The sequence below is a fragment of the Nocardioides sp. 31GB23 genome, from assembly GCF_040012395.1.
Classification (GTDB): domain Bacteria; phylum Actinomycetota; class Actinomycetes; order Propionibacteriales; family Nocardioidaceae; genus Nocardioides; species Nocardioides salarius.
Window position 1 is genome coordinate 1 of record NZ_JBDYKJ010000031.1, and the last position, 22,159, is coordinate 22,159.

The 22,159-nt window shown below is 74.4% G+C and carries 23 protein-coding genes; 22 read left to right on the plus strand and 1 reads right to left on the minus strand.

Annotated elements, in window-relative coordinates; genetic code table 11:
- Nucleotides 1-263: 263 nt before the first annotated feature.
- On the plus strand, nucleotides 264-638 hold the full coding sequence (locus ABKW28_RS11470; protein WP_348609547.1) for a single-stranded DNA-binding protein: 375 nt from the start codon (nucleotides 264-266) through the stop codon (nucleotides 636-638).
- On the opposite strand, the gene ABKW28_RS11475 is transcribed toward ABKW28_RS11470, so the two are convergent.
- Nucleotides 598-1,743 (minus strand): DUF1015 family protein, encoded by a 1,146-nt coding sequence (locus tag ABKW28_RS11475; RefSeq protein WP_348609550.1) that lies wholly within the window; start codon nucleotides 1,741-1,743, stop codon nucleotides 598-600. The genes ABKW28_RS11470 and ABKW28_RS11475 overlap by 41 nt on opposite strands.
- Before the next feature lie 48 nt (nucleotides 1,744-1,791).
- On the opposite strand from ABKW28_RS11475, the gene ABKW28_RS11480 reads away from it, so the two are divergent.
- The 21 genes from ABKW28_RS11480 (at nucleotide 1,792) to ABKW28_RS11580 (ending at nucleotide 22,158) form a co-directional block, all read left to right on the plus strand.
- Nucleotides 1,792-2,802, plus strand: a complete 1,011-nt coding sequence (locus ABKW28_RS11480; RefSeq protein ID WP_348609553.1) for an HAD-IIA family hydrolase — start codon at nucleotides 1,792-1,794, stop codon at nucleotides 2,800-2,802.
- 10 nt (nucleotides 2,803-2,812) lie between these two features.
- A complete protein-coding gene (locus ABKW28_RS11485) occupies nucleotides 2,813-3,043 on the plus strand; it encodes a hypothetical protein (RefSeq protein WP_348609555.1) in 231 nt (76 codons plus the stop codon).
- Nucleotides 3,044-3,047: 4 nt separating this feature from the next.
- Entirely contained in the window at nucleotides 3,048-3,887 is an 840-nt protein-coding gene (locus ABKW28_RS11490; protein WP_348609558.1) for a TlyA family RNA methyltransferase, read from the plus strand.
- A gap of 74 nt (nucleotides 3,888-3,961) precedes the next feature.
- Complete coding sequence (locus ABKW28_RS11495; protein ID WP_193668917.1) at nucleotides 3,962-4,861, plus strand: NAD kinase; 900 nt, start codon at nucleotides 3,962-3,964, stop codon at nucleotides 4,859-4,861.
- Nucleotides 4,858-6,618: a DNA repair protein RecN gene (gene recN, locus ABKW28_RS11500; protein WP_348609561.1), complete on the plus strand. Its 1,761-nt coding sequence runs from the start codon at nucleotides 4,858-4,860 to the stop codon at nucleotides 6,616-6,618. The genes ABKW28_RS11495 and recN overlap by 4 nt, the downstream gene beginning before the upstream one ends.
- Before the next feature lie 82 nt (nucleotides 6,619-6,700).
- Nucleotides 6,701-7,900, plus strand: coding sequence for a putative cytokinetic ring protein SteA (gene steA / locus ABKW28_RS11505; RefSeq protein ID WP_348609564.1), 1,200 nt, complete (start codon nucleotides 6,701-6,703; stop codon nucleotides 7,898-7,900).
- A gap of 4 nt (nucleotides 7,901-7,904) precedes the next feature.
- Entirely contained in the window at nucleotides 7,905-8,783 is an 879-nt protein-coding gene (locus tag ABKW28_RS11510) for a copper transporter (protein WP_193668704.1), read from the plus strand.
- Nucleotides 8,784-8,834: 51 nt separating this feature from the next.
- On the plus strand, nucleotides 8,835-10,523 hold the full coding sequence (locus tag ABKW28_RS11515; RefSeq protein WP_348609567.1) for a CTP synthase: 1,689 nt from the start codon (nucleotides 8,835-8,837) through the stop codon (nucleotides 10,521-10,523).
- A 29-nt stretch (nucleotides 10,524-10,552) separates the two neighbouring features.
- A complete protein-coding gene (locus ABKW28_RS11520; RefSeq protein ID WP_348609570.1) occupies nucleotides 10,553-11,197 on the plus strand; it encodes an NUDIX hydrolase in 645 nt (214 codons plus the stop codon).
- Nucleotides 11,194-12,309 (plus strand): alanine dehydrogenase, encoded by a 1,116-nt coding sequence (gene ald / locus ABKW28_RS11525; protein ID WP_348609573.1) that lies wholly within the window; start codon nucleotides 11,194-11,196, stop codon nucleotides 12,307-12,309. The genes ABKW28_RS11520 and ald overlap by 4 nt, the downstream gene beginning before the upstream one ends.
- A gap of 2 nt (nucleotides 12,310-12,311) precedes the next feature.
- Nucleotides 12,312-13,319: a site-specific tyrosine recombinase XerD gene (locus ABKW28_RS11530; protein ID WP_348609576.1), complete on the plus strand. Its 1,008-nt coding sequence runs from the start codon at nucleotides 12,312-12,314 to the stop codon at nucleotides 13,317-13,319.
- Nucleotides 13,319-15,982: a DEAD/DEAH box helicase gene (locus tag ABKW28_RS11535; RefSeq protein ID WP_193668708.1), complete on the plus strand. Its 2,664-nt coding sequence runs from the start codon at nucleotides 13,319-13,321 to the stop codon at nucleotides 15,980-15,982. Before ABKW28_RS11530 ends, ABKW28_RS11535 begins: the two co-directional genes overlap by 1 nt.
- 9 nt (nucleotides 15,983-15,991) lie before the next feature.
- Nucleotides 15,992-16,369 carry a hypothetical protein gene (locus ABKW28_RS11540; protein ID WP_348609579.1) on the plus strand — a complete coding sequence of 126 codons (378 nt, stop codon included), beginning with the start codon at nucleotides 15,992-15,994 and terminating at the stop codon, nucleotides 16,367-16,369.
- 25 nt (nucleotides 16,370-16,394) lie between these two features.
- Entirely contained in the window at nucleotides 16,395-16,688 is a 294-nt protein-coding gene (locus tag ABKW28_RS11545; RefSeq protein WP_193668710.1) for a GNAT family N-acetyltransferase, read from the plus strand.
- Between the two features lie 432 nt (nucleotides 16,689-17,120).
- A complete protein-coding gene (locus ABKW28_RS11550) occupies nucleotides 17,121-17,936 on the plus strand; it encodes a ParA family protein (protein ID WP_227491668.1) in 816 nt (271 codons plus the stop codon).
- Nucleotides 17,921-18,256, plus strand: coding sequence for a hypothetical protein (locus ABKW28_RS11555; RefSeq protein WP_193668711.1), 336 nt, complete (start codon nucleotides 17,921-17,923; stop codon nucleotides 18,254-18,256). Before ABKW28_RS11550 ends, ABKW28_RS11555 begins: the two co-directional genes overlap by 16 nt.
- An 8-nt stretch (nucleotides 18,257-18,264) precedes the next feature.
- Nucleotides 18,265-19,167, plus strand: coding sequence for a ScpA family protein (locus ABKW28_RS11560; RefSeq protein WP_193668712.1), 903 nt, complete (start codon nucleotides 18,265-18,267; stop codon nucleotides 19,165-19,167).
- Complete coding sequence (gene scpB / locus ABKW28_RS11565) at nucleotides 19,164-19,820, plus strand: SMC-Scp complex subunit ScpB (RefSeq protein WP_348609582.1); 657 nt, start codon at nucleotides 19,164-19,166, stop codon at nucleotides 19,818-19,820. The genes ABKW28_RS11560 and scpB overlap by 4 nt, the downstream gene beginning before the upstream one ends.
- A gap of 53 nt (nucleotides 19,821-19,873) precedes the next feature.
- Nucleotides 19,874-20,629 carry a pseudouridine synthase gene (locus ABKW28_RS11570; RefSeq protein WP_204797340.1) on the plus strand — a complete coding sequence of 252 codons (756 nt, stop codon included), beginning with the start codon at nucleotides 19,874-19,876 and terminating at the stop codon, nucleotides 20,627-20,629.
- Nucleotides 20,630-20,693: 64 nt separating this feature from the next.
- Complete coding sequence (aroH, locus tag ABKW28_RS11575; protein ID WP_193668714.1) at nucleotides 20,694-21,083, plus strand: chorismate mutase; 390 nt, start codon at nucleotides 20,694-20,696, stop codon at nucleotides 21,081-21,083.
- The gene (locus ABKW28_RS11580; RefSeq protein WP_193668715.1) at nucleotides 21,076-22,158 is read left to right on the plus strand and encodes a prephenate dehydrogenase; all 1,083 of its coding nucleotides are present in this window, start codon (nucleotides 21,076-21,078) and stop codon (nucleotides 22,156-22,158) included. Before aroH ends, ABKW28_RS11580 begins: the two co-directional genes overlap by 8 nt.
- Nucleotide 22,159 lies beyond the last annotated feature (1 nt).

The following is a 22,159-nucleotide window of genomic DNA, read 5'->3' on the forward strand; positions in this document are numbered from 1 at the left end:
GAAGTTAAGCCTTTCAGCGCCGATGGTACTGCAACCGAGAGGTTGTGGGAGAGTAGGACGCCGCCGGACAATTCTTCGCAGCAGCCCCACCGCACCGCGGTGGGGCTGCTGTCATTTCCAGACTTCTTCTCGTGCCGCGCGCGGTGGCACAGCCGCGTGGCGCGCACAGGAAGGTCGGCACGCCGACTTCTCCACAGGGTCTCGGTGGGGGCTCCCACACCGGATGGATGCTTGTCACCCTGGTGGCCAGGAGGTGGTGCGGAATGCCCACGAAGGAGCAGTCAGAGGATCGCGAGGCGGTCAACGAGGTGCGGCTGCAGGGCCGGCTCGCACAGGACCCGCAGCTGCGCGAGCTGCCCAGCGGTGACCGGTTGTGGACCTTCCGGGTCGTCGTGGGCCGCCCGCCCCGGCCGGCGCAGGCCGACGGGCGCGGTCCCCGGGGCACCGTGGACGCCATCGAGTGCGCGGTGTGGGACGCGCGGGTGCGCCGCAGCGTGGAGCGCTGGCACGCCGGAGACGTGGTGGCGGTCGAGGGGGCGGTGCGCCGGCGCTTCTTCCGCAGCGGCGCCGGGACGGCCTCGCGGGTGGAGATCGAGGTCAGGTCCGGTCGTCGACTCCGTCGCGCACCGGGCGCATGAGCACGCCCACGCTGGGCTTGGGCTGGAACGACGTCGCCTTCTCCGGCAGCAACCTGCCGGCGCGCAGCACCCGCATCACCTCGTCGAGCTCCAGCGCGGGCAGCAGGACGGCTGTGCCGGCGGCGTTGTCGGCGCCGGAGAGTGCCTGGTCGGCGGTGTGCAGGTGGTCGACGGCAGGCGACGGCAGCCCCGCCGCGGCCAGGGCCGGAAGCAGGTCGTGGTGCAGCAGCTCGACGGGCAGCCGATCGGCAGGCACCCGGATCCAGGCGGCGTCGCGTCGGTCCGCCACCACCAGCACCTGCCGGTCGAGCGCCTCGAGCGCCTGGGCACGGCTGCCGGTGCGCACGTCGAGCCCGTGGGCGCGGGCCCGGTCGACGAGGTCCGCGACGCTGGCGCCGCGCAGCAACCGGTGGATGGCGCCGAGGAACAGCGGGGTGTCGTCGTGGTCGACCAGCATCGCCAGGCCCCGGCCCCACGGACCGTCCGCGCCGTGCTCGGCGCACAGCCTCAGGTACGCCGCGTAGCGGTGGTGCCCGTCGGCGATCAGCGCCTGGGTGCCGGCCAGGCACCGGGCGAGCTCGTCGGCGGTGGCGGGATCGGTCACGGCCCACGCCCGGTGGCGCTGGCCGCTGGGGTCGTCGACCTCGAGGTCCGGCTCGCCCGCGACCACCCGGTCGACCAGGGAGCGCTGCTGGGGGCCGGCGCGGTGGGCCAGCAGGATGGCCGCCGGCTGCAGCTGCATCTGGTGCATCCGCCGTTCCAGCTCGTCGACCTGCGCGGGCAGCACCCGCTCGTGCGGGAGCACCGCCGGGGTGGCGCCCGGGACCGCCTGCCGGGACAGGTCGAGAGCCCCGACCACACCACGCACGGTCATCCCGCGGGCGGTGTACTCGTGCACCCACACCGCGGGGGTGTCCTCCTCGACGGCGAGGCCCTCGCGCAACCAGCCGGCCAGCCGCTGCGGCACGCGCCCGTGCGGCGAGGCGAAGGCCCGGGCGCCCGCCGCGCTGCCCACGCGGTCGGCGGCCAGGTGCAACGCCCGGAAGGGGTGCAGCACCACGGGTCCGGCGAGGGCGGGCGGGCAGACCACAGCGCTCTCGTCCATCGGTGCATCGTAGGGTGCGGTCCGAACCACGACGGGGAGGGGACACACGTGCTGCGTGGGACGAGCGAGGCGCTGACCGAGCGCCACGACCTGGCGATGCTCGACCTCGACGGCGTCGTGTACGTCGACGGCGAGGCCGTGCCGCGCGCCGCGGAGTCGATCTCGAGCGCCCGCGAGGCGGGGATGCGGGTCGCCTTCATCACCAACAACGCCTCGCGCACCCCCACGACGGTGGCCGAGCACCTGTGCCGCCTGGGGGTCCGGGCCGATGCCGCCGACGTCGTGACCTCCGCGCAGGCCGCGGCTCGGGTCCTGGTCGAGGAGCTGGGGGAGGGCGCCCGGGTCGTGCTGCTCGGCGCCGAGGGGTTGGACGAGGCGGTGCGCGCCGTCGGGCTCGAGCCCGTCGGGGTGGAGGACGACGCCGCGGCGGTCGTGACCGGCTACGGCCCCGACGTGCGCTGGCGCGAGGTGATGCGCGCCGCGGTCCGCATCCGCGACGGGCTGTGGTGGGTGGCCAGCAACACCGACCTGTCGATCCCCACGGCGTACGGCACCGCACCCGGGCACGGCGTGCTCGTCGAGACGCTGCAGCGCTTCAGCGGGGTCGACCCCGTCGTCGCCGGCAAACCTGCGCGGCCGCTGCTCGACGAGACCGTGCGCCGGGTGGGCGGCCAGCGGCCGCTGATGGTGGGCGACCGGCTCGACACCGACATCGAGGGAGCCGTCGCCACCGGCGTCGAGGCGCTGCTGGTGCTGACGGGGGTCACCGACCTGGCGGCCCTGCTCTCCGCGCGTGCGCAGGAGCGGCCGACGTACCTGCACCTCGACCTGCGCGGGCTCCTGGAGCCGCACCCCGAGGTGGTCGTCGACGACACCGGCGCGACCTGCGGCGGCTGGACGGCCCGGGTCGACGACGGCCGGCTGGTGGTGCAGGGCCAGGGCGACGAGACCGACTGGTGGCGCGCCGCCGCCGTCGCCGGCTGGGCGCACCTCGACGCCACCGGTGACGTCGCGTCGACCGACGACCTGGTCGGGCCGCCGACGCCGGTGGGGCGGTAGCCTCGCGGCCATGGACGAGCAGCACCCCGCGGCACCCGACGGCCCGCACGCGGCCGAGGGACCGCACACCGGTGTGGCCGCGGTCGACGAGGTGACGGCCTCCATCGACGCGCTGCACGCGCGCCCCGTCGGCGAGCACGTGGCGGTCTTCGAGGCCGCCCACGACGCCCTGCGCCGCGCCCTCGACAGCGACCCTGACAGCGATCCCGACACGGGGACCAGCGCCCCAGACGAGGACTGAGCCGGTGCCGCCTCGTCGCCTGCGTCTCGACGCGGAGCTGGTCCGCCGCGGCCTGGCCCGCTCGCGCGAGCACGCCTCCGAGCTGGTGGCCCAGGGGCGGGTCAAGGTCTCCGGCGCCGTCGCCTCCAAGCCGGCGACGGGGGTGACCACCGACGTGGCCATCCTGGTCACCGAGGTCGACGGGGTGCCCGACTTCGTCTCCCGCGGCGGGCACAAGCTCAGCGGGGCGCTGGCCGCCTTCGGCCCGCACGGCTTCTCGGTCGCCGGTCGGCGCTGCCTCGACGCCGGGGCGTCCACCGGCGGCTTCACCGACGTGCTGCTGCGCGCCGGCGCCGCCGAGGTGGTCGCCGTCGACGTCGGCTACGGCCAGCTGGCCTGGTCGCTGCGCCAGGACGAGCGGGTGCGCGTGCACGACCGCACCAACATCCGCGAGCTGACCCCGGAGCTGGTCGGCGGCCCGGTCGAGGTGGTGGTCGGCGACCTGTCGTTCATCTCCCTGGTGCTGGTGCTCGACGCGGTGCTCTCGGTCTGCTCCGACGACGCCGACCTGGCCCTGATGGTCAAGCCGCAGTTCGAGGTGGGCAAGGACCGCGTCGGCAAGGGCGGGGTGGTGCGCGACCTCGACCTGCGCGCCGAGGCGGTGACCACCGTCGCCGCCGCCGCCGCGCAGCGCGGCTGGGGCGCGGTGATGGCGACCACCAGCCCCCTGCCCGGTCCCTCGGGCAACGTGGAGTTCTTCCTGTGGCTGCGGCGCGGCCCCGCTCGCGTCGACGCCGACGACCTCGCCCGTCTCGTGCGGGGCGAGGACCCGGTGGGGGAGCCGGGTGAGAGGGTGGAGCGGTGAGCCAGACCAGCACCCCACCGTCGCCCGACGCCACTGCCGCCGCCGACGGTGCCCGGCCGGTACGCCGGGTGCTGATGCTGACCCACACCGGTCGCGAGGAGGCCCGCAGCGCCGCCCGTGAGGTCGCCGCCGCGCTGGCCGGGCACGGGATGGTCGTGCGGATGATCGCCCGCGAGGCCCTCGACCTGGACATGAGCGTCGACGTCGAGACCACGCAGGACGAGTCGGGCGCCAGCGCCGGCTGCGAGCTCACGCTGGTCATCGGTGGCGACGGCACGATCCTGCGCGCCGCCGAGATCACCCGCGACTCCGGCACCCCGGTGCTCGGCGTCAACCTCGGCCACGTCGGCTTCCTGGCCGAGGCCGAGCACGACGACCTCGCCTCGGTCATCGACGCGGTGGTGGCCCAGCGCTACACCGTCGAGGACCGGATGAGCATCGACGTGCGGGTGCTGCGCGACGGCGAGGTCGTCACCTCGACCTTCGCGCTCAACGAGGCCAGCGTCGAGAAGGCCGCCCGCGAGCGGATGCTCGAGGTGGTCGTCGAGGTCGACGGCCGTCCGCTCTCGCGCTGGGGCTGCGACGGGGTCGTGTGCGCCACCCCGACCGGCTCGACCGCCTACAACTTCTCCGCCGGCGGCCCCGTGGTCTGGCCCGGCGTCGAGGCGCTGCTGATGGTGCCGATCAGCGCCCACGCGCTCTTCGCGCGTCCGCTGGTGGTGGCGCCCACCTCGGTGCTCGCGGTCGAGGTGCTCGCGCGCACCGACTCGGCCGGTGTGCTGTGGTGCGACGGCCGGCGCGCCGTCGACCTGCCGCCCGGCGCCCGGATCGAGGTGCGCCGCGGCGAGCGGCCCGTCCGCCTGGCCCGCCTGCACGAGGCGCCCTTCACCGACCGGCTCGTGGCCAAGTTCGGGCTGCCCGTGGAGGGCTGGCGCGGCTCGGCCGAGCGACGACGCAGGGGGCAGCACGCATGATCGAGGAGATCCGCATCAGCTCGCTGGGCGTCATCGACGCCTCCACGCTCGAGCTGGGGCCCGGTCTGACCGTGATCACCGGTGAGACCGGCGCCGGCAAGACGATGATCGTGACCGCCCTGGGCCTGCTCCTCGGCGGACGCAGCGACAGCGGCGCCGTGCGGGTGGGCGCCCGCACCGCGCGCGTCGAGGGCGTGGTCGCCACCGGCGACCTGCCCAACCTGGTGACCGCGGTCGAGGAGGCCGGCGGGGAGGTCGAGGACCAGCGCGTGGTGCTGGCCCGCAACGTCTCCGCCGAGGGCCGCTCCCGCGCGTTCGTGGGCGGCGCGGGGGTGCCGGTCTCGGCGCTGGCCGCGGTCGCCGAGCCCCTGGTCGCCGTGCACGGCCAGTCCGACCAGCACCGGCTGCTGCAGCCGCGGGCCCAGCGCGGGGCCCTCGACCGCTTCGGCGGCAAGCCCCTGGCTGCCCTGCTGGAGTCGTGGACCACCCTCTTCGACCGGCTGCGCGCGGTGGAGACCGAGCTCGAGGACGTCGTCACCCACGCCCGTGAGCGGGCCCGTGAGGCCGACCTGCTGCGCTTCGGCCTCGGCGAGGTCGAGGCGGTCTCGCCCGAGCCCGGCGAGGAGGAGGAGCTCGGCGCCGAGGAGACCCGGCTGGGCTTCGCCGACACCCTGCGCACCGCCGCCGAGCACGCCCGTGAGGCGCTCTCGAGCGAGGACGGCGCCCCCGACGCGCTGGCCACCACCTCGGCCGCCCGCACCGCCCTCGAGGCGGTGCGCGAGCACGACCCCGAGGCCGGCGCCCTGGCCGACCGGCTCGCCGACGTGACCTACCTGCTCTCCGACGTCGCCGCCGACGTCGCGGGCTACGCCAGCCGGATCGACGTCGACCCCGCGCGGCTCGCCGGGGTCTCCGAGCGGCGCGCCGCCCTGACCGCGCTGACCCGCAAGTACGGCGACACGGTCGAGGAGGTGCTGGCCTGGGCCGAGCGGTCGGCCGCTCGCCTGCTCGAGCTCGACGGCACCGACGAGCGCATCGAGCAGCTGCGCGGCGAGCAGGCCCGGCTGCGCGAGCAGCTCGCCGAGGCCGGCGAGCAGCTCACCGCCGCCCGGCGCGCCGCCGCCGAGCGGCTCGCCGCGGAGGTCACCTCCGAGCTCGGGCTGCTCGCCATGCCGCACGCCCGGCTGGGCATCAGCGTCCACCAGCACGAGAGCGCCGCGCCCGCCGAGGGCGAGCCGCAGCCCGGGGCACCGCTCCACGTGGGCGACCGGTGGCTGCGCTACGCCCGCTCGGGCCTCGACGAGGTGGAGATGCTGCTGGCCGCCAACACCGGCAGCGAGCCCCGACCCCTGCACAAGGGCGCCTCGGGCGGTGAGCTGTCACGGGTGATGCTGGCCCTCGAGGTGGCCCTGGCCGGCACCAGCCCGGTGCCCACCTTCGTCTTCGACGAGGTCGACGCGGGTGTCGGGGGCGCGGCCGCCGTCGAGGTCGGTCGCCGCCTGGCCCAGCTGGCCCGCAACGCGCAGGTGCTGGTGGTGACCCACCTGCCCCAGGTGGCGGCGTACGCCGACCGCCACGTGGTGGTGCGCAAGTCGCAGGACGGCACCATCACCAGCTCGGGCCTCACGCTCCTCGACGAGGCCGCCCGCGAGGTCGAGCTGTCGCGGATGATGGCGGGGCTGGCCGGTTCCGACACGGCCGTCGCGCACGCCCGCGAGCTGCTCGAGGTGGCCCAGCCGGCACGCGCCCTGGCCTGAGACCCGGGTCACAGCCCACCGCCGCGCGACACGGCGCACGCCTTCCATCAAGCGCCCCGCGACGGTGCGACAGTGGAGGGACATGAAGCTCTCGACCCGCCGCCGCCCCGCCCCCGTGCTGCCCGGCCTGACCGCCACCGCACGCGTGGAGCGCCGCCCCCGGACCCTGCTGACCCGCCTGCGCCCCGGCGACGTGGCGGTCGTCGACCACAGCGACCTCGACCGCGCTACCGCCCAGTCGCTCGTCGACGCCGGCGTCGTCGCGGTCGTCAACGCCGCTCCGATGCTCTCGGGCCGCTACCCCGCCCAGGGCCCCGGGCTGCTGGCCAGCCACGGCGTGCTGCTCCTCGACCGGGTCGGCGCCGCGGCCGGTGGGGTCGAGGACGGCACGAGCGTGCGCCTCCACGACGGGGTGCTGCACCTCGACGACGGCCGGGCCCTCGAGGGCCGGCTGCTCGAGGCGGCCGACCTCGAGGAGGAGACCACCCGCGCCCGGCTCGGCCTGGCCTCCCAGCTCGAGACCCTGACCCACAACGCCGCCGAGCTGCTGCGCCGCGAGGAGGAGCTGCTGCTGCACGGGCGCGGCCTGCCCACGCTGGCGACCAGCTTCGAGGGACGCGCCGCCGTCGTCGCGGTCGAGGGTCCCGAGCTCGCGGCCGAGCTGGCGCTCGTGACGCCCTACGTGCGCGAGCAGCACCCGGTCGTGATCGCCGTCCACCACGCCGCCGACCGGCTCGTGGCCGCCGGACTGCGCCCCGACGTGGTGGTCGTCGACGGACGCAGCGACCTCGACCCCCCGCGCGCCGCGACGCTGAGCGCGGCCGCCGACGTGGTGGTGGTCGTGGCTCCCGGCGCGGGGCACTCCCTGACCGCCGCCGTCGAGCGGACGGGGGTGCGGGCCGCGACGCTGAGCACCACCGCCACCGCCGAGGACGCCGCCCTCCTGCTGGCCAAGGCGGGGGAGTCGACCCCCGTGATCGGGGTGGGGCTGCACGCCGACCTCGAGGACTTCCTCGACCGCGACCGCGGCGGCGTCGCCAGCACCTACCTGACCCGGCTGGCGCTCGGCCCCCGGCTGGTCGACGCCACGGCCGTGCCGCTGCTCTACACCGGGCGGGTCCGCCCCCGTCACCTCTACGTCGTGATGCTCGCCGGCCTGGTGGCGCTGCTCTGCGCCCTGGCGGTCACCCCCGTGGGCCAGGAGTGGGCCACGCTCTGGGGCGAACGCCTCGCCGGCTGGGCCGACGCCCTGACCGACCGACTTCCCGACCTCTCGAGGTAGCACCGTGATCACCTACCGCCACCACGTCGTCTCCCTCGTCGCCGTCTTCCTGGCCCTCGCGGTCGGGGTCGTGCTCGGCGGCGGCCCGCTCGCCGACGCCGACGAGGGCAGCGACGACCAGGCCCCCGCGGCCTCCGCCGACGCCGCCCAGGACGCCCGGGGCGAGTACGCCGACGTGTTCGCCGCCGCCAGCGCCTCCCGCCTGCTCGAAGACGGCCTCGAGGGCCGCTCGGTGGCGCTGGTCAGCGCCGGCGGACCCGACGACGAGGTGCTGGGCGCCCTGACCGCCCACGTCGAGGAGGCCGGCGGCGAGGTGGCCGCGCGCTACGAGCTGCTCGACCGGCTGGTGGGCGGCTCCTCGACCTCGCTGGTCGACACGCTCGGCCAGCGCCTGGCCGAGGAGGTCGACGACGGTGCGATCGACCCCGACGCGCCGGCGTACGACCGGCTGGGCCAGCTCCTGGGGCTCGCGCTGGCCACCTCGGCCCCCGACGGCACGCCCGCGGGCGGCAACGCCCGCACGGTGCGCCAGGGCCTCGTCGGGGCCGACCTGCTGGCCACCAGCGACGCCGAGGCCTCCCGGGCCCCGCTGGTGCTGCTGGTGCTGGGCGAGGACACCGACCCCGACGTGCTGACCGGGCTGGCCTCGGGGCTGGCCACCGTCGCCGGTGGCACCGTGCTCGCCGGCGGCTCGGACTCGGCGCAGGACGGCACCCTGGCCGCGGTGCGCGAGGCCGGCACCCCCGGTGGCGTGGTCAGCGTCGACGGGGTCGAGACCCCCGCGGGGCAGGTCACGGCCGCCCTCGCGCTGCTGGTGGCCGGCAGCGGCGCCGGTGGCGACTACGGGCCCGCCGGGGTCGACGGGGCCGTCCCGCTCACCTGACCCCGCGCGTCGGTTCGAGGTCACCGCGCCGCTGGGATAGCATGGAGTTCCGTGAGGAACTCAGGCCCGACCAAGCACGTGTTCGTGACCGGAGGCGTCGCCTCCTCGCTCGGGAAGGGACTCACGGCCTCCAGCCTGGGTCGGCTGCTGCGCTCGCGCGGCCTCCGGGTGACGATGCAGAAGCTCGATCCGTACCTCAACGTCGACCCCGGGACGATGAACCCGTTCCAGCACGGCGAGGTCTTCGTGACCGACGACGGCGCCGAGACCGACCTCGACATCGGGCACTACGAGCGCTTCCTCGACACCGACCTCTCCCAGATCGCCAACGTCACCACCGGGCAGGTCTACTCGCAGGTCATCGCCAAGGAGCGCCGCGGCGACTACCTCGGTGACACGGTGCAGGTGATCCCCCACATCACCAACGAGATCAAGGACCGCGTGCTCGCCATGGGCGGCGCCGACATCGACGTGGTGATCACCGAGGTCGGGGGCACCGTCGGCGACATCGAGTCGCTGCCGTTCCTCGAGGCCGCGCGCCAGGTGCGCCACGACGTGGGTCGCGACAACTGCTTCTTCATCCACGTCTCGCTGGTGCCCTACATCGGGCCCTCCGGCGAGCTGAAGACCAAGCCCACCCAGCACTCGGTGGCCGCCCTGCGCCAGGTCGGCATCCAGCCCGACGCGATCGTGTGCCGCGCCGACCGCGAGCTGCCGATCTCGATCAAGCGCAAGATCGCGCTGATGTGCGACGTCGACGACGAGGCGGTCGTCACCGCCGCCGACGCGCCCTCGATCTACGACATCCCCAAGGTGCTGCACCGCGAGGGCCTCGACGCCTACCTGGTGCGCCGCCTCGACCTGCCCTTCCGCGACGTCGACTGGACGCTGTGGGACGACCTGCTCGAGCGGGTGCACCACCCCGAGGAGGAGGTCACCGTCGGCCTCGTCGGCAAGTACGTCGACCTGCCCGACGCCTACCTCTCGGTCGCCGAGGCCCTGCGGGCGGGCGGCTTCGCGCACAGCGCCAAGGTCAACCTGCGCTGGATCCCCTCCGACGAGTGCGCGACCCCCGCCGGTGCCGCCAAGCACCTCAGCGACGTCGACGCGGTCTGCGTGCCCGGCGGCTTCGGCATCCGCGGCCTCGACGGCAAGCTCGGCGCGCTGACCTACACCCGCACCCACGGCATCCCCACGCTGGGGCTGTGCCTGGGCCTGCAGTGCATGGTCATCGAGTACTCCCGCGAGGTGCTGGGCCTGGAGAAGGCCGGCTCGACCGAGTTCGACCCGCAGACCCCCGAGCCGGTCATCGCCACGATGGCCGAGCAGGTCGCCATCGTCGACGGCGAGGGCGACCTCGGCGGCACGATGCGCCTGGGGCTCTACCCGGCCGCGCTCAAGGAGGGCTCCGTGGTGCGCGCGGCGTACGGCGAGGCGCAGGTGCACGAGCGCCACCGCCACCGCTACGAGGTCAACAACGCCTACCGCGAGGACCTCGAGGCGGCCGGCCTGGTCTTCTCGGGCACCTCGCCGGACAACAACCTGGTCGAGTTCGTCGAGCTGCCCCGCGAGATGCACCCCTACTACGTCTCGACCCAGGCGCACCCCGAGTACCGCTCGCGCCCGACCCGTCCGCACCCGCTCTTCGCGGGCCTGGTCGGCGCCGCCATCACCCGGCAGCGCGAGCTGCGGTTCCCGATCGACGAGAAGGGCCTGCGCCGCAAGCCCGCCGACGACTGAGACGCGTGCCGCCCGGTAGCGTCGAGACCATGGACCACCCGCCGCTGCGAGACGTGCCCACGACCTGGCCGGTCGCCGAGTCGGCCGACCTGCACCGCGACGGCTGGGTCGTGGCGCTGCGCGAGGACCGGATCCGGCGCCCCGGCCACCCCGACGAGGAGCCGTTCCGCCGGGTCGTCCTCGAGCACCCCGGCGCGGCCGTGGTGCTCGCGGTCGACGAGCGCGAGCGGGTGCTGTGCCTGTGGCAGTACCGCCACGCCGCCGGGCACCGCTTCGTCGAGATCCCCGCCGGGCTGATGGACGGTGAGGACGAGGACCCGCTCGACGTCGCGCGCCGCGAGCTGGGCGAGGAGGCCGGGCTGGCGGCGGGGGAGTGGACGCACCTGGTCTCGACCTACGCCTCGCCCGGCATCTCCGCGGAGCTGGCGCACATCTACCTGGCGCGCGACCTGAGCGACGTCGGCCGGGGCGACTTCGAGCCCCAGCACGAGGAGGCCGAGATGGAGGCCGCCTGGGTGCCCTTCGACGACCTCCTGGCCGGTGTGCTGGAGGGGCGGTTGTGTGACGCACCTCTCGTCATCGCGATACTGGTGGCGCACGCTCGCGGACTCGCGGGAGCCGCCCGGCACGACGGGGTGCCGGCGGGAGTGCAGAAGGAAGGTGCAGCCAGGTGAAGGTCGGCGTCCCCAAGGAAGTCAAGAACCACGAGTACCGGGTGGCGATCACGCCCCTGGGAGTCAACGAGCTCGTCTCGGCGGGCCACCAGGTCGTCATCGAGGCCGGTGCCGGGCTGGGCTCGCAGGTCACCGACGAGGAGTACGTCGCCGCGGGCGCCGAGATGCTCCCCGACGCCGACGCGGTGTGGGGCAGCGCCGACATGATCTTGAAGGTCAAGGAGCCCGTCGCCGAGGAGTACCACCGGATGCGGGAGGGCCAGGTGCTCTTCACCTACCTCCACCTGGCGGCCGACAAGACCCTGACCGAGGAGCTGCTGGCCCGCAAGGTCACCGCGATCGCCTACGAGACCGTGCAGCAGGACAACGGCGCCCTGCCGCTGCTCTACCCGATGTCGGAGGTCGCCGGCTGCCTGGCGCCCCAGGTCGGCGCGCACTCGCTGCTCAAGGCCCAGGGCGGGCGCGGCGTGCTGCTCGGCGGGGTCGGCGGCGTGGCCAACGCCAAGGTCGTCATCATCGGCGCCGGCGTCTCGGGCCAGAACGCCGCCAACATCGCGCTGGGCATGGATGCCGACGTCACCCTGCTCGACACCGACCTCGAGAAGCTGCGGATGTCGTTCTGGCGCTACAACAACAAGGTGCACGGGCTGGCCTCCTCGAAGCTCGCGATCGAGCAGCACGTCACCGAGGCCGACATGGTCATCGGCGCGGTGCTGATCCCCGGCGCGGCCGCGCCCAAGCTGGTCAGCAACGAGCTGGTCTCGCGGATGAAGCCGGGCTCGGTGCTCGTCGACATCGCCGTCGACCAGGGCGGCTGCTTCGAGGACACGCGCGCCACCACCCACGCCGACCCGACGTTCATGGTCCACGACTCGGTCTTCTACTGCGTGGCCAACATGCCGGGCGCGGTGCCGACCACGTCGACGTACGCCCTGACCAACGCCACCATGCCGTACGCCGTCGCGCTGGCCGCCAAGGGCTGGCGCCAGGCGCTGCGCGACGACCGGTGCCTGGCCAAGGGGCTCAACACCCACGACGGCCAGCTGACCAACGGCCCCGTCGGCGCGGCGACCGGCATCGACGCCGTGGCGCTGGAGCAGGTGCTGTCCTGAGCGTGCCCGCCCTCGACGCGCCCACCGCGGCCGCCACCGACCAGCCGGCGGCCGCGGTGCGCACCTACCTCGACCACCTCTCGGTGGAGCGGGGCCTGGCGCCGAACACGCTCGCCTCCTACCGCCGCGACCTGCGCCGCTACCTGGCGCACCTCGCGGCGACGGGGGTCGAGCGTCTCGACGACGTCACCGAGGCGGGCGTGAGCGCGTTCCTGGTGCACCTGCGCGAGGGCGACGCCGACCACCCGCCGCTGAGCGCGACCTCGGCGGCGCGCACGGTGGTGGCGGTGCGCGGCTTCCACCGCTTCGCGCTGGCCGACGGGCTGGCGGCCCACGACCCGGCCAGCGGGGTCAAGCCCCCGACACCGGCCAAGCGGCTGCCCAAGGCGCTGCCGCTCGCCGACGTCGAGGCGATCCTGGAGGCGGCCGGCTCGCCGGGCACGTCGCTGGCGCTGCGCGACCGGGCGCTGCTCGAGCTGCTCTACGGCACCGGTGCCCGGATCTCCGAGGCGGTGGGTCTCGACGTCGACGACCTCGACCTGGCTCCGCACGGCGGGGACCGGCAGGAGGGAGCGGGGGACGCCTTCGAGGGCACCGTCCTGCTGCGCGGCAAGGGCGGCAAGCAGCGCGTCGTGCCGGTCGGCTCCTACGCCATCGAGGCGGTGCGCGCCTACCTGGTGCGCGCCCGCCCCGAGCTGGCCGGCCTCGGCGGCCCCGCCGGCACCGGTGGCGCGCTGTTCCTCAACGCCCGCGGCGGCCGGCTCTCGCGCCAGTCGGCCTGGACCGTGCTGACCCGCGCCGCCGAGCGCGCCGGCGTCACCCGCGACGTCTCCCCGCACACGCTGCGCCACTCCTTCGCCACCCACCTGCTCGACGGCGGCGCCGACGTGCGCGTCGTCCAGGAGCTGCTGGGCCACGCGTCGGTGACCACCACCCAGGTCTACACCCTGGTGACCGTCGACAACCTGCGTGAGGTCTTCGCGACCGCGCACCCGAGAGCCCGAGGCTGATGACCCAGCAGGACACCCGCACCACCGACCACCTGCAGGGCTTCGACTGGCCGCGGGCCGGGTCGGACGCCGACGCGGTCTACGAGGCGGTGGCGGCGTACGCCGCGAGCAAGGGCCTCGACCTCTACCCGCACCAGGACGAGGCGGTGCTCGAGCTGCTGGCGGGCAGCAACGTGGTGCTCGCGACCCCGACCGGGTCGGGCAAGTCGCTGGTGGCGCTGGCCGCGCACGCCACCGCGCTGGCCGACGACCGGGTCTCGTTCTACACCGCGCCGATCAAGGCGCTGGTGAGCGAGAAGTTCTTCGACCTGTGCACCGTCTTCGGCGCCGACAACGTCGGGATGCTGACCGGGGACGCCGCGGTCAACGCGGACGCGCCGATCATCTGCTGCACCGCGGAGGTGCTGGCCAACGTGGCGCTGCGCGAGGGACGCGCCGCCGACGTCGGGCTGGTGGTGATGGACGAGTTCCACTACTACGGCGAGCCCGACCGCGGCTGGGCCTGGCAGGTGCCGCTGCTGGAGCTGCCGCAGGCCCAGTTCCTGCTGATGTCGGCCACCCTGGGCGACGTCAGCGCGCTGGGCATCGACCTGACGCGGCGCAACGGTCGCGAGACCGCGGTCGTCGACGACGCCGAACGCCCGGTGCCGCTGTCGTTCACCTGGTCGCTCGACCCGCTGCCCGAGCGGCTCGAGGAGATCGTGACCACCGGCCAGGCGCCGGTCTACGTCGTGCACTTCACCCAGGCCGCCGCCGTCGAGCACGCCACCTCGCTGCTCAACGCGAGCTGGATCCCCAAGCCGGAGGGGATGACCGAGCGGCTGGCCGGCACCCGCTTCGGCGCCGGCTTCGGCAAGACCCTGGCCAAGCTGCTCAAGCGGGGCATCGGCGTGCACCACGCCGGCATGCTCCCGCGCTACCGCCGCCTGGTCGAGCAGCTGGCCCAGGCCGGGGAGCTGTCGGTGATCTGCGGCACCGACACCCTGGGGGTCGGCATCAACGTGCCGATCCGCACCGTGCTCTTCACCGGTCTGGCGAAGTTCGACGGCACCCGCCAGCGGGTCCTGCGCACCCGCGAGTTCCTCCAGATCGCCGGTCGTGCCGGCCGGGCCGGCTTCGACACCGCCGGCTACGTCGTGGTCCAGGCCCCCGAGCACACCATCGAGAACGAGAGGGCCAAGGCGAAGGCGGCGGCCAAGAACGCCACGATGAGCGCCGAGAAGCAGGCCAAGCGCAAGTCGAAGGCCCAGCTGAAGAAGCCGCCCGAGGGCACGGTGGTGTGGACCGAGCAGACCTTCGACAAGCTCGTGGCCGGCGAGCCCGAGGCGCTGGCCTCGCGGATGAAGGTCGACAACTCGATGCTCCTCAACGTGGTCTCGCGCGAGGAGGACGCCTTCCCGGTGCTGCGCCGGCTGCTCACCGACAACCACGAGGAGCCACGCCAGCAGCGCCGGCTGGCCCGTCGGGCGCTGCGCCTGGCCCGCTCGCTCGTCACCTCGGGGGTGCTGGTGCGCCTCGCGGAGCCCGACGAGCACGGACGCCGCTACCGGCTGACCCACGACCTGCCGCCCGACTTCGCGCTCAACCAGCCGTTGGCCCACTTCGCGCTCGAGGCGTTCGACGTGCTCACGCCCGCGGAGGAGTCCGGCGACCCGGTGACCCACGCCCTCGACGTGGTCTCGGTCGTCGAGTCCGTCCTCGACTCGCCGCGCCAGGTGCTGATGGCCCAGCAGTGGGCCGCGCGCGGCGAGGCCGTCAACGAGATGAAGGCCGACGGCATCGAGTACGAGGAGCGGATGGCGCTGCTCGAGGAGATCACCTGGCCGCAGCCGCTCGCCGAGCTGCTCGGGGCGGCGTACGAGCTCTACCGCGGCGCGCACCCGTGGCTGCCCGAGGACGCGCTGGACCCCAAGTCGGTCGTGCGGCAGATGTACGAGCAGGGGATGAGCTTCACCGACCTGGTGGGGCGCTACCAGCTGGCCCGCTCGGAGGGTCTGGTGCTGCGCTACCTCACCGACGCCTACCGCACGCTGCGCCAGAGCGTCCCCGAGCAGCACCGCTCCGAGGAGCTGGAGGGGCTGGTGGAGTGGCTGGGCGAGACGGTGCGCCAGACCGACTCCTCGCTGCTCGACGAGTGGGAGGCCCTCACCGACCCGGCGGCCGCGCTGGCCCGCCTGGGCGACGAGCTGACCCACCACGCCCCGCCGCCACCGCCTCGGCCGCTGTCGCAGCAGGGCCGCTCCTTCGACGTGATGGTGCGCAACGCGATGTTCCGCCGCGTCGAGCTGGTGGCGCGCGACGACCTCACCGGGCTGATGGCGCTCGAGCGGGCCGCGGCCGACCGCACCGAGCCGCCCCGCGAGGTGGTGATGGGTCGCTCGGCGTGGGACGGCGCGATCGAGGAGTACTACGCCGAGCACGACAGCGTCGACCTCGGGCCGGACGCGCGGGGGCCGCGCCTGCTGGTCACGACCACCAGCACGGGCGTCCCGCCCGGCCTCGACGGCGACGGGCCCGCGGCCCGGCTGCTCGAGGTGCGCCAGACGGTGCACGACCCCGCGGGGCACCACGACTGGGTCATCGACGCGGTGGCCGACCTGGACGCCTCCGACGAGCTGGGCGAGCTGGTGATGCCCACCGTGGCCTTCCACCGGCTCGGCTGAGGTGGCTGCGTGAGCCGCCTGATCAGGCCGCCCAGCTCGGTCCTGCTCCTGGTGGGGCGTGAGGACTTCACCCCGCCGACCTCCTTCGGCGGGGCCCCCTGCGCCGCGACCCCCGACTGCCTGGCGGTCGCGGTGCGCGACGTCGAGGACGGGCCGACCCTGGCCGAGCTCACCGACGACCCGGGAGCCGCGGGGCTCCAGGACCTGATGACGCTCGGCGACGTGCGGCTGGAGTCGGAGGGCCTGCTGGTGCTGCGCAACGTCTACAGCCGCGAGTACGGCACGGTCGGGGTCGAGGCGGGCACCGTGCGGGTGCGCGTGCTGGCCGACGACGACTCCGAGCCCGGACACGTGGTGTTCCTGGTCGGCGGCCCGCCGCAGGGGTGAGGGGCGCCGACCTAGCATCGGGCCCATGAGCGACCTCACCGTGACCGACCAGCCCGAGCAGCAGCGCTACGTGGCCCACGTCGACGGCGTCGAGGCCGGGGCGGCGCAGTACGAGCTGGCCGACGACCCGGCGCGCATCGTCTTCACCCACACCGTGGTCGACGATGGTTTCGAGGGCGAGGGGGTCGGCTCCGCGCTGGCCCGCACCGCCCTGGACGACGTGCGCGCGGCGGGGGAGCGCAGCGTCGTGGCCCGGTGCTCCTTCGTCGCCGGCTGGATCGACAAGCACCCCGACTACCAGGACCTGCTGGCCGGCTGACGGCACGCGAGTTCTCCACAGATTTCTCCACAGGTGGGGGATCGCCTGTGCAGGCCCACCGGGGGCTCGTGCACAGATCGGGGCACCCGACCGGACCGCGGCGGCGAACCTCGCCAGATGCTTGTGGGCGGCCCGGAGCGGTCCTAGGCTCGCCCGCAACCCGGACCCGGTCGACCGTGTCGACAAGTCGTCGTGCCGCCGTGGGCGGGGCCGGTGGAGGAGCAGCAGATGAGCGATGGTGGGATGTCCCCGGGGACCGGAGCAGGTCACGGCGGCGCCAGCGCACCCGAGGTGCCGCCACTGGTCCGTGCCCCTGCCCAGCCGCCCGCCCCCGATCTCGGAGACGATCTGTCCGTGAGCGACCCCCTGCCCTTCGAGCGTCCGGCGCGCCGTGACGCCGGCGCCCCGGTCCTCGGCCCCACCGGCCGGCCGATGCCGGACTTCCCCGAGCCAGGCCCCGTCGCCGAGCACGGCAAGGCCCGCGTCGTGGCGATGTGCAACCAGAAGGGCGGCGTCGGCAAGACGACGACCACCATCAACCTCGGCGCGTCGCTGGCCGAGTACGGCCGCAAGGTGCTGCTGGTCGACTTCGACCCCCAGGGCTCGCTGTCGGTGGGTCTCGGGCTCAACCCGCACGAGATGGACCTCTCGGTCTACAACCTGCTGATGGAGCGTGACGTCACCCTCGACGACGTCGTCGTGCCCTCCGGCGTGCCCGGCATGGACCTGCTGCCCTCCAACATCGACCTCTCGGCCGCCGAGGTGCAGCTGGTCCACGAGGTCGCGCGCGAGCAGACCCTGCAGCGCGTGCTCGCCCCGGCGCTCGAGCAGTACGACGTCGTGCTCATCGACTGCCAGCCCTCGCTGGGCCTGCTGACCGTCAACGCGCTGACCGCCGCCCACGGGGTCCTCGTGCCCCTGGAGTGCGAGTACTTCGCGCTGCGCGGGGTGGCGCTGCTCAAGACGACGATCGACAAGGTCCGCGAGCGGCTCAACCCGGGTCTCGAGATCGACGGCGTGCTCGGCACCATGTTCGACGGCCGCACCCTGCACTCGCGCGAGGTGATGGAGCGCCTGGTGCAGGCGTGGGGCGACAAGGTCTTCCACACCGTCATCCGTCGCACCGTGAAGTTCTCCGACTCCACCGTCGCCGGTGAGCCGATCACCAGCTACGCCTCGTCCTCCGCCGGCGCGGAGTCCTACCGGCAGTTGTCGCGGGAGGTGCTGGCTCGTTGGCTCGACGGGTGAGCATGCCGGCCGCCGACGACCTGTTCCGCCCCACGGCCCCGCAGCAGAGCGAGCCTCGCGAGGAGCCGCCGAAGGAGCAGGCCAAGCCGGCCGCGCGCTCCCGGCCCAGCGGGCGGGTGCGCCACGACGAGAAGATGACGGTCTACATCACCTCCGAGGAGCTGCTGGCCGTCGAGCAGGCCCGCCTGGCGCTGCGCAGCGGCCACGGCCTGGCCGTCGACCGCGGCCGGCTGGTGCGTGAGGCGCTGGCCATGACACTGGCCGACTTCGAGGCCCGCGGCGAGGACAGCGCGCTCGTACGCCGCCTCGCCGAGGAGTGAGCAGCACCATGAGCACCGGGGCGGGCGCCGTCGAGACCGACGCCGACGCCACGAGCCCCGCGTTCGCCGTGCGTCTCGACAACTTCGAGGGCCCCTTCGACCTGCTGCTCAACCTGATCGCCAAGCACAAGCTCGACATCACCGAGGTGTCGCTCTCGAGGGTCACCGACGAGTTCATCGCCCACGTCAAGGCGCTGCGCAGCGCACCCGCCGCGGCGTCCGCGACCGGGCGCGACGCCTCGCTCGACCTGGAGCAGACCACGTCGTTCCTGCTGGTCGCCTCCACGCTGCTCGACCTGAAGGCGGCCCGGCTGCTGCCCCAGGGCGACGTGGAGGACGAGGAGGACCTGGCGCTGCTCGAGGCCCGCGACCTGCTCTTCGCCCGGCTGATCCAGTACCGCGCCTACAAGCAGGTCGCCGCGGTCGTGGAGGGCCGGCTGCTCGACGAGGCGCGCCGCTACCCCCGCGCCGTCGGCCTCGAGGACCGCTTCGCCTCGCTGCTGCCCGAGGTGCTCATCGGCATCGGGCTCGAGCAGTTCGCCGCGCTGGCCGCGAAGGCGATGGCGCCCAAGCCGGTCGTCGAGGTCTCCCTGCAGCACATCCACGCCGCCCGGGTCTCGGTGCGCGAGCAGGCCGCGATCGTGGTCGAGCGGCTGCGCCGCGCCGGCACCACCACCTTCGCCGCGCTGTGCCGCGACTCCCCGGACACCCTGACCACCGTGGCCCGCTTCCTCTCGCTGCTCGAGCTCTTCCGCGAGGGCGTCGTGGTCTTCGACCAGGTCACGCCGCTGGGCGTGCTCACGCTGCGCTGGACCGGTGACGACGACGTCGACGCCGACGCCCTGGTCACCGACGAGTTCGAGGGCGCCCCGCCCGCTCCCACCGACACCCCCGAGGAGGGCCTCGCGTGAGCGACCCCCTGATCGAGACACCCGAGCCGCTGGCCCAGCCGCTCGCCCGGCCGTTGACACTGCGCCCGGCGCTGGAGGCGGTGCTGATGGTGGCCGACCAGCCCCTCGACGCGGTCAGCCTGGCCACGGCCGTGGGGCACCCCGTCGAGGACGTCGTCGGCGCCCTGCAGACGCTGGCCGAGCAGTACGACGAGCAGGACCGCGGCTTCGAGCTGCGCCACGTGGCCGGCGGGTGGCGCTACTACACCCGCGAGGCCTACGCCCCCGCGGTGGAGCGGTTCGTGCTCGAGGGCCAGCAGGCCCGGCTGACGCAGGCGGCGCTTGAGACGCTCGCGGTGGTGGCCTACCAGCAGCCGGTCTCGCGGGCCCGGGTCTCGGCGGTGCGCGGCGTCAACGTCGACGGCGTCATGCGCACCCTGCTGACGCGGGGCCTGGTCGAGGAGTCCGGGCAGGACGCCGGCACCGGCGCCCACCTCTACCGCACCACCACCTACTTCCTCGAGCGGATCGGGATCAGCTCGCTCGACGAGCTGCCCGAGCTCGCGCCCTACCTGCCCGAGATGGCCGACCTCGAGGACGAGCTCGAGCGCGTGGGAGGGTTCACCGCAGAGCCCGACGACCACGTCGCCGCCCCGACCGAGGAGACCCCGTGACCCGCCCGCCGCACGACCGCCCCGCCCCCCTCGGTGAGGACGACGGTCGCGAGATCCCGCTCGACGACGACGGGCAGGTGCGGCTGCAGAAGCTGCTGGCCCAGTCGGGCGTGGCCTCGCGGCGCAAGTGCGAGGAGCTGATGCTCGCCGGGCTCGTCGAGGTCGACGGCGAGGTGGTCACGCGGCTGGGCACCAAGGTCGACCCGCGCACCGCGGTGGTGCGCGTCGAGGGCCACCGGCTGCCGCCCACGAGCCCCCACGTCTACCTGGTGCTCAACAAGCCGCGCGGGGTGGTCTCGACCATGTCGGACCCCGAGGGGCGGCGCACCCTGGGCGACGTCGTGGCCGAGCGCCCCGAGCGGCTCTTCCACGTCGGGCGCCTCGACACCGACACCTCGGGGCTGATCCTGCTCACCAACGACGGCGACTTCGCCCACCGCATGGCCCACCCGTCGTACGAGGTGGACAAGACCTACGTCGCCGAGGTCGAGGGCCAGGTGCACCGCGGCACCATCAAGAAGCTGTTGGCCGGGGTGGAGCTCGAGGACGGGCCGGTGACGGTGAGCCGCGCGCGGCTGGTCGAGGGCAGCCACGGCCGCACCGACCGCGAGCGCAGCATCGTCGAGCTGGTCATCCACGAGGGCCGCAACCGCATCGTGCGCCGCCTGCTCGACCACGTCGGCCACCCGGTGCGCCGGCTGACGCGCACGGAGCTGGGTCCGGTGCGCCTGGGCGGGCTGCAGCCCGGTGAGCTGCGCGAGCTGACCCGCACCGAGCTGGGCAGCCTGCTGGACCGCGCTCAGCTGTGAGCAACGGGCCCCGATAGCCTGGGGCCCCGGCAACCGGGTGGACGAGGCAGATGGAGGAGCAGACGTGGCGGTGCGAGCGGTCCGGGGCGCGACCCAGCTCGAGGAGGACACGCGCGACCACATGCTCGAGCGGGTCGCGGAGATGGTGCTCGACGTGATGGCCTCCAACGGTCTGGAGGTCGACGACTTCATCTCGGTGATCTTCACCGCCACCTCCGACCTGGTCGCGGAGTTCCCGGCGTACGCCGCTCGGCGGCTGGGCTTCGGCGAGGTGCCGCTGATCTGTGCCCGCGAGCTCGAGATCGAGCGGTCGATGCCGCGGGTGGTGCGGATGATGGCGCACGTCGAGACCGACCTGCCGCGCGGCGAGATCACGCACAGCTACCTGCACGGCGCCGCGGCGCTGCGCAGCGACCTGACCCGCGTGCGCTCGGTGCCCGACGCCGATGGCTGAGACCGGTCGGCTGGTCGGGCCCGTCGAGGTCGTCGGCACCGGCCTGGTCGGCACCTCCGTCGCGCTGGCCTGCCGCCGCGCCGGGCTCGAGGTGCTGCTCAGCGACCGCAGCGACGAGCACGTGCGCACCGCCAGCGGGCTGGGCGCCGGCCGCGCCCGACGCCCCGACGACCGGCCCCAGCTGGTGGTCGTCGCGGTGCCGCCCGACGCGCTCGGGCCCGTGATCACCGCGGCGCTCGCCGCCTCCGACGCGGTCGTCACCGACGTGGGCAGCATCAAGGCCCGCCCGCTGGCGCACGTGCTCGAGGACCCGGCGGCGGCCAGGCACGCCTCCCGCTACGTCGGCAGCCACCCGATGGCGGGCAGCGAGCACTCCGGCCCGCTGGCCGCGACCGAGACGCTCTTCGAGGGCCGGCCGTGGGCGATCACGCCGCACCCCGGGGCCGACGTGGGCGCCGTCGAGCTCGTCGAGGACCTGGTGCGCGTGGTGGGCGCCGTGGTCGCGTGGCTGACCCCCGAGGAGCACGACCGGGCCGTCGCCCGCATCTCGCACGTGCCGCACCTGGTCTCCTCGCTGGTGGCCGCGCGGCTGGCCGGCGCCCCCGACAACCACCTCTCGCTGTCGGGACAGGGCGTGCGCGACGTGACCCGCGTGGCGGCAGGCGACCCTCGGCTCTACGGCCAGATCGTGGCCGGCAACGCCGCGGCCGTGGGCGAGCTGCTGGTCGAGCTGCGCGGCGACCTCGACGCGATGATCGCGGCCATCGGCGCCGACGAGCGCGGCGACCTCGAGCAGCTGCTCGAGGTCGGCGTGGCCGGCACCCGGGCCATCCCGGGCAAGCACGGCGCGCCCGCGACGGCCACGGTCTCGGTCTTCGTCACCGTGCCCGACCACCCCGGCGAGCTGGCCCGGCTGCTGGCCGACGCGGTGGCCAGCGAGGTCAACGTCGAGGACATCCGCATCGACCACGACACCAGCCGGCCCACCGGCCTGGTCGAGCTCGTGGTCGACGAGCGCAGCGGCGAGCGGCTCCTGGTGTCGCTGGAATCCCGCGGCTGGGTGACGCACCGGTAGG

What these genes read in the sequence shown, in the direction of transcription:
- ABKW28_RS11560 (WP_193668712.1), top strand. Translation starts at nt 18,265, where the DNA reads ATGAGCACCGGGGCGGGCGCCGTCGAGACCGACGCCGACGCCACGAGC.
- ABKW28_RS11495 (WP_193668917.1), top strand. Translation starts at nt 3,962, where the DNA reads ATGCTGACCCACACCGGTCGCGAGGAGGCCCGCAGCGCCGCCCGTGAG.
- steA (WP_348609564.1), top strand. Translation starts at nt 6,701, where the DNA reads ATGAAGCTCTCGACCCGCCGCCGCCCCGCCCCCGTGCTGCCCGGCCTG.
- ABKW28_RS11535 (WP_193668708.1), top strand. Translation starts at nt 13,319, where the DNA reads ATGACCCAGCAGGACACCCGCACCACCGACCACCTGCAGGGCTTCGAC.
- ABKW28_RS11580 (WP_193668715.1), top strand. Translation starts at nt 21,076, where the DNA reads ATGGCTGAGACCGGTCGGCTGGTCGGGCCCGTCGAGGTCGTCGGCACC.
- ABKW28_RS11550 (WP_227491668.1), top strand. Translation starts at nt 17,121, where the DNA reads ATGCCGGACTTCCCCGAGCCAGGCCCCGTCGCCGAGCACGGCAAGGCC.
- ABKW28_RS11485 (WP_348609555.1), top strand. Translation starts at nt 2,813, where the DNA reads ATGGACGAGCAGCACCCCGCGGCACCCGACGGCCCGCACGCGGCCGAG.
- ABKW28_RS11470 (WP_348609547.1), top strand. Translation starts at nt 264, where the DNA reads ATGCCCACGAAGGAGCAGTCAGAGGATCGCGAGGCGGTCAACGAGGTG.
- ABKW28_RS11520 (WP_348609570.1), top strand. Translation starts at nt 10,553, where the DNA reads ATGGACCACCCGCCGCTGCGAGACGTGCCCACGACCTGGCCGGTCGCC.
- ABKW28_RS11475 (WP_348609550.1), bottom strand. Translation starts at nt 1,743, where the DNA reads ATGGACGAGAGCGCTGTGGTCTGCCCGCCCGCCCTCGCCGGACCCGTG.
- ABKW28_RS11545 (WP_193668710.1), top strand. Translation starts at nt 16,395, where the DNA reads ATGAGCGACCTCACCGTGACCGACCAGCCCGAGCAGCAGCGCTACGTG.
- recN (WP_348609561.1), top strand. Translation starts at nt 4,858, where the DNA reads ATGATCGAGGAGATCCGCATCAGCTCGCTGGGCGTCATCGACGCCTCC.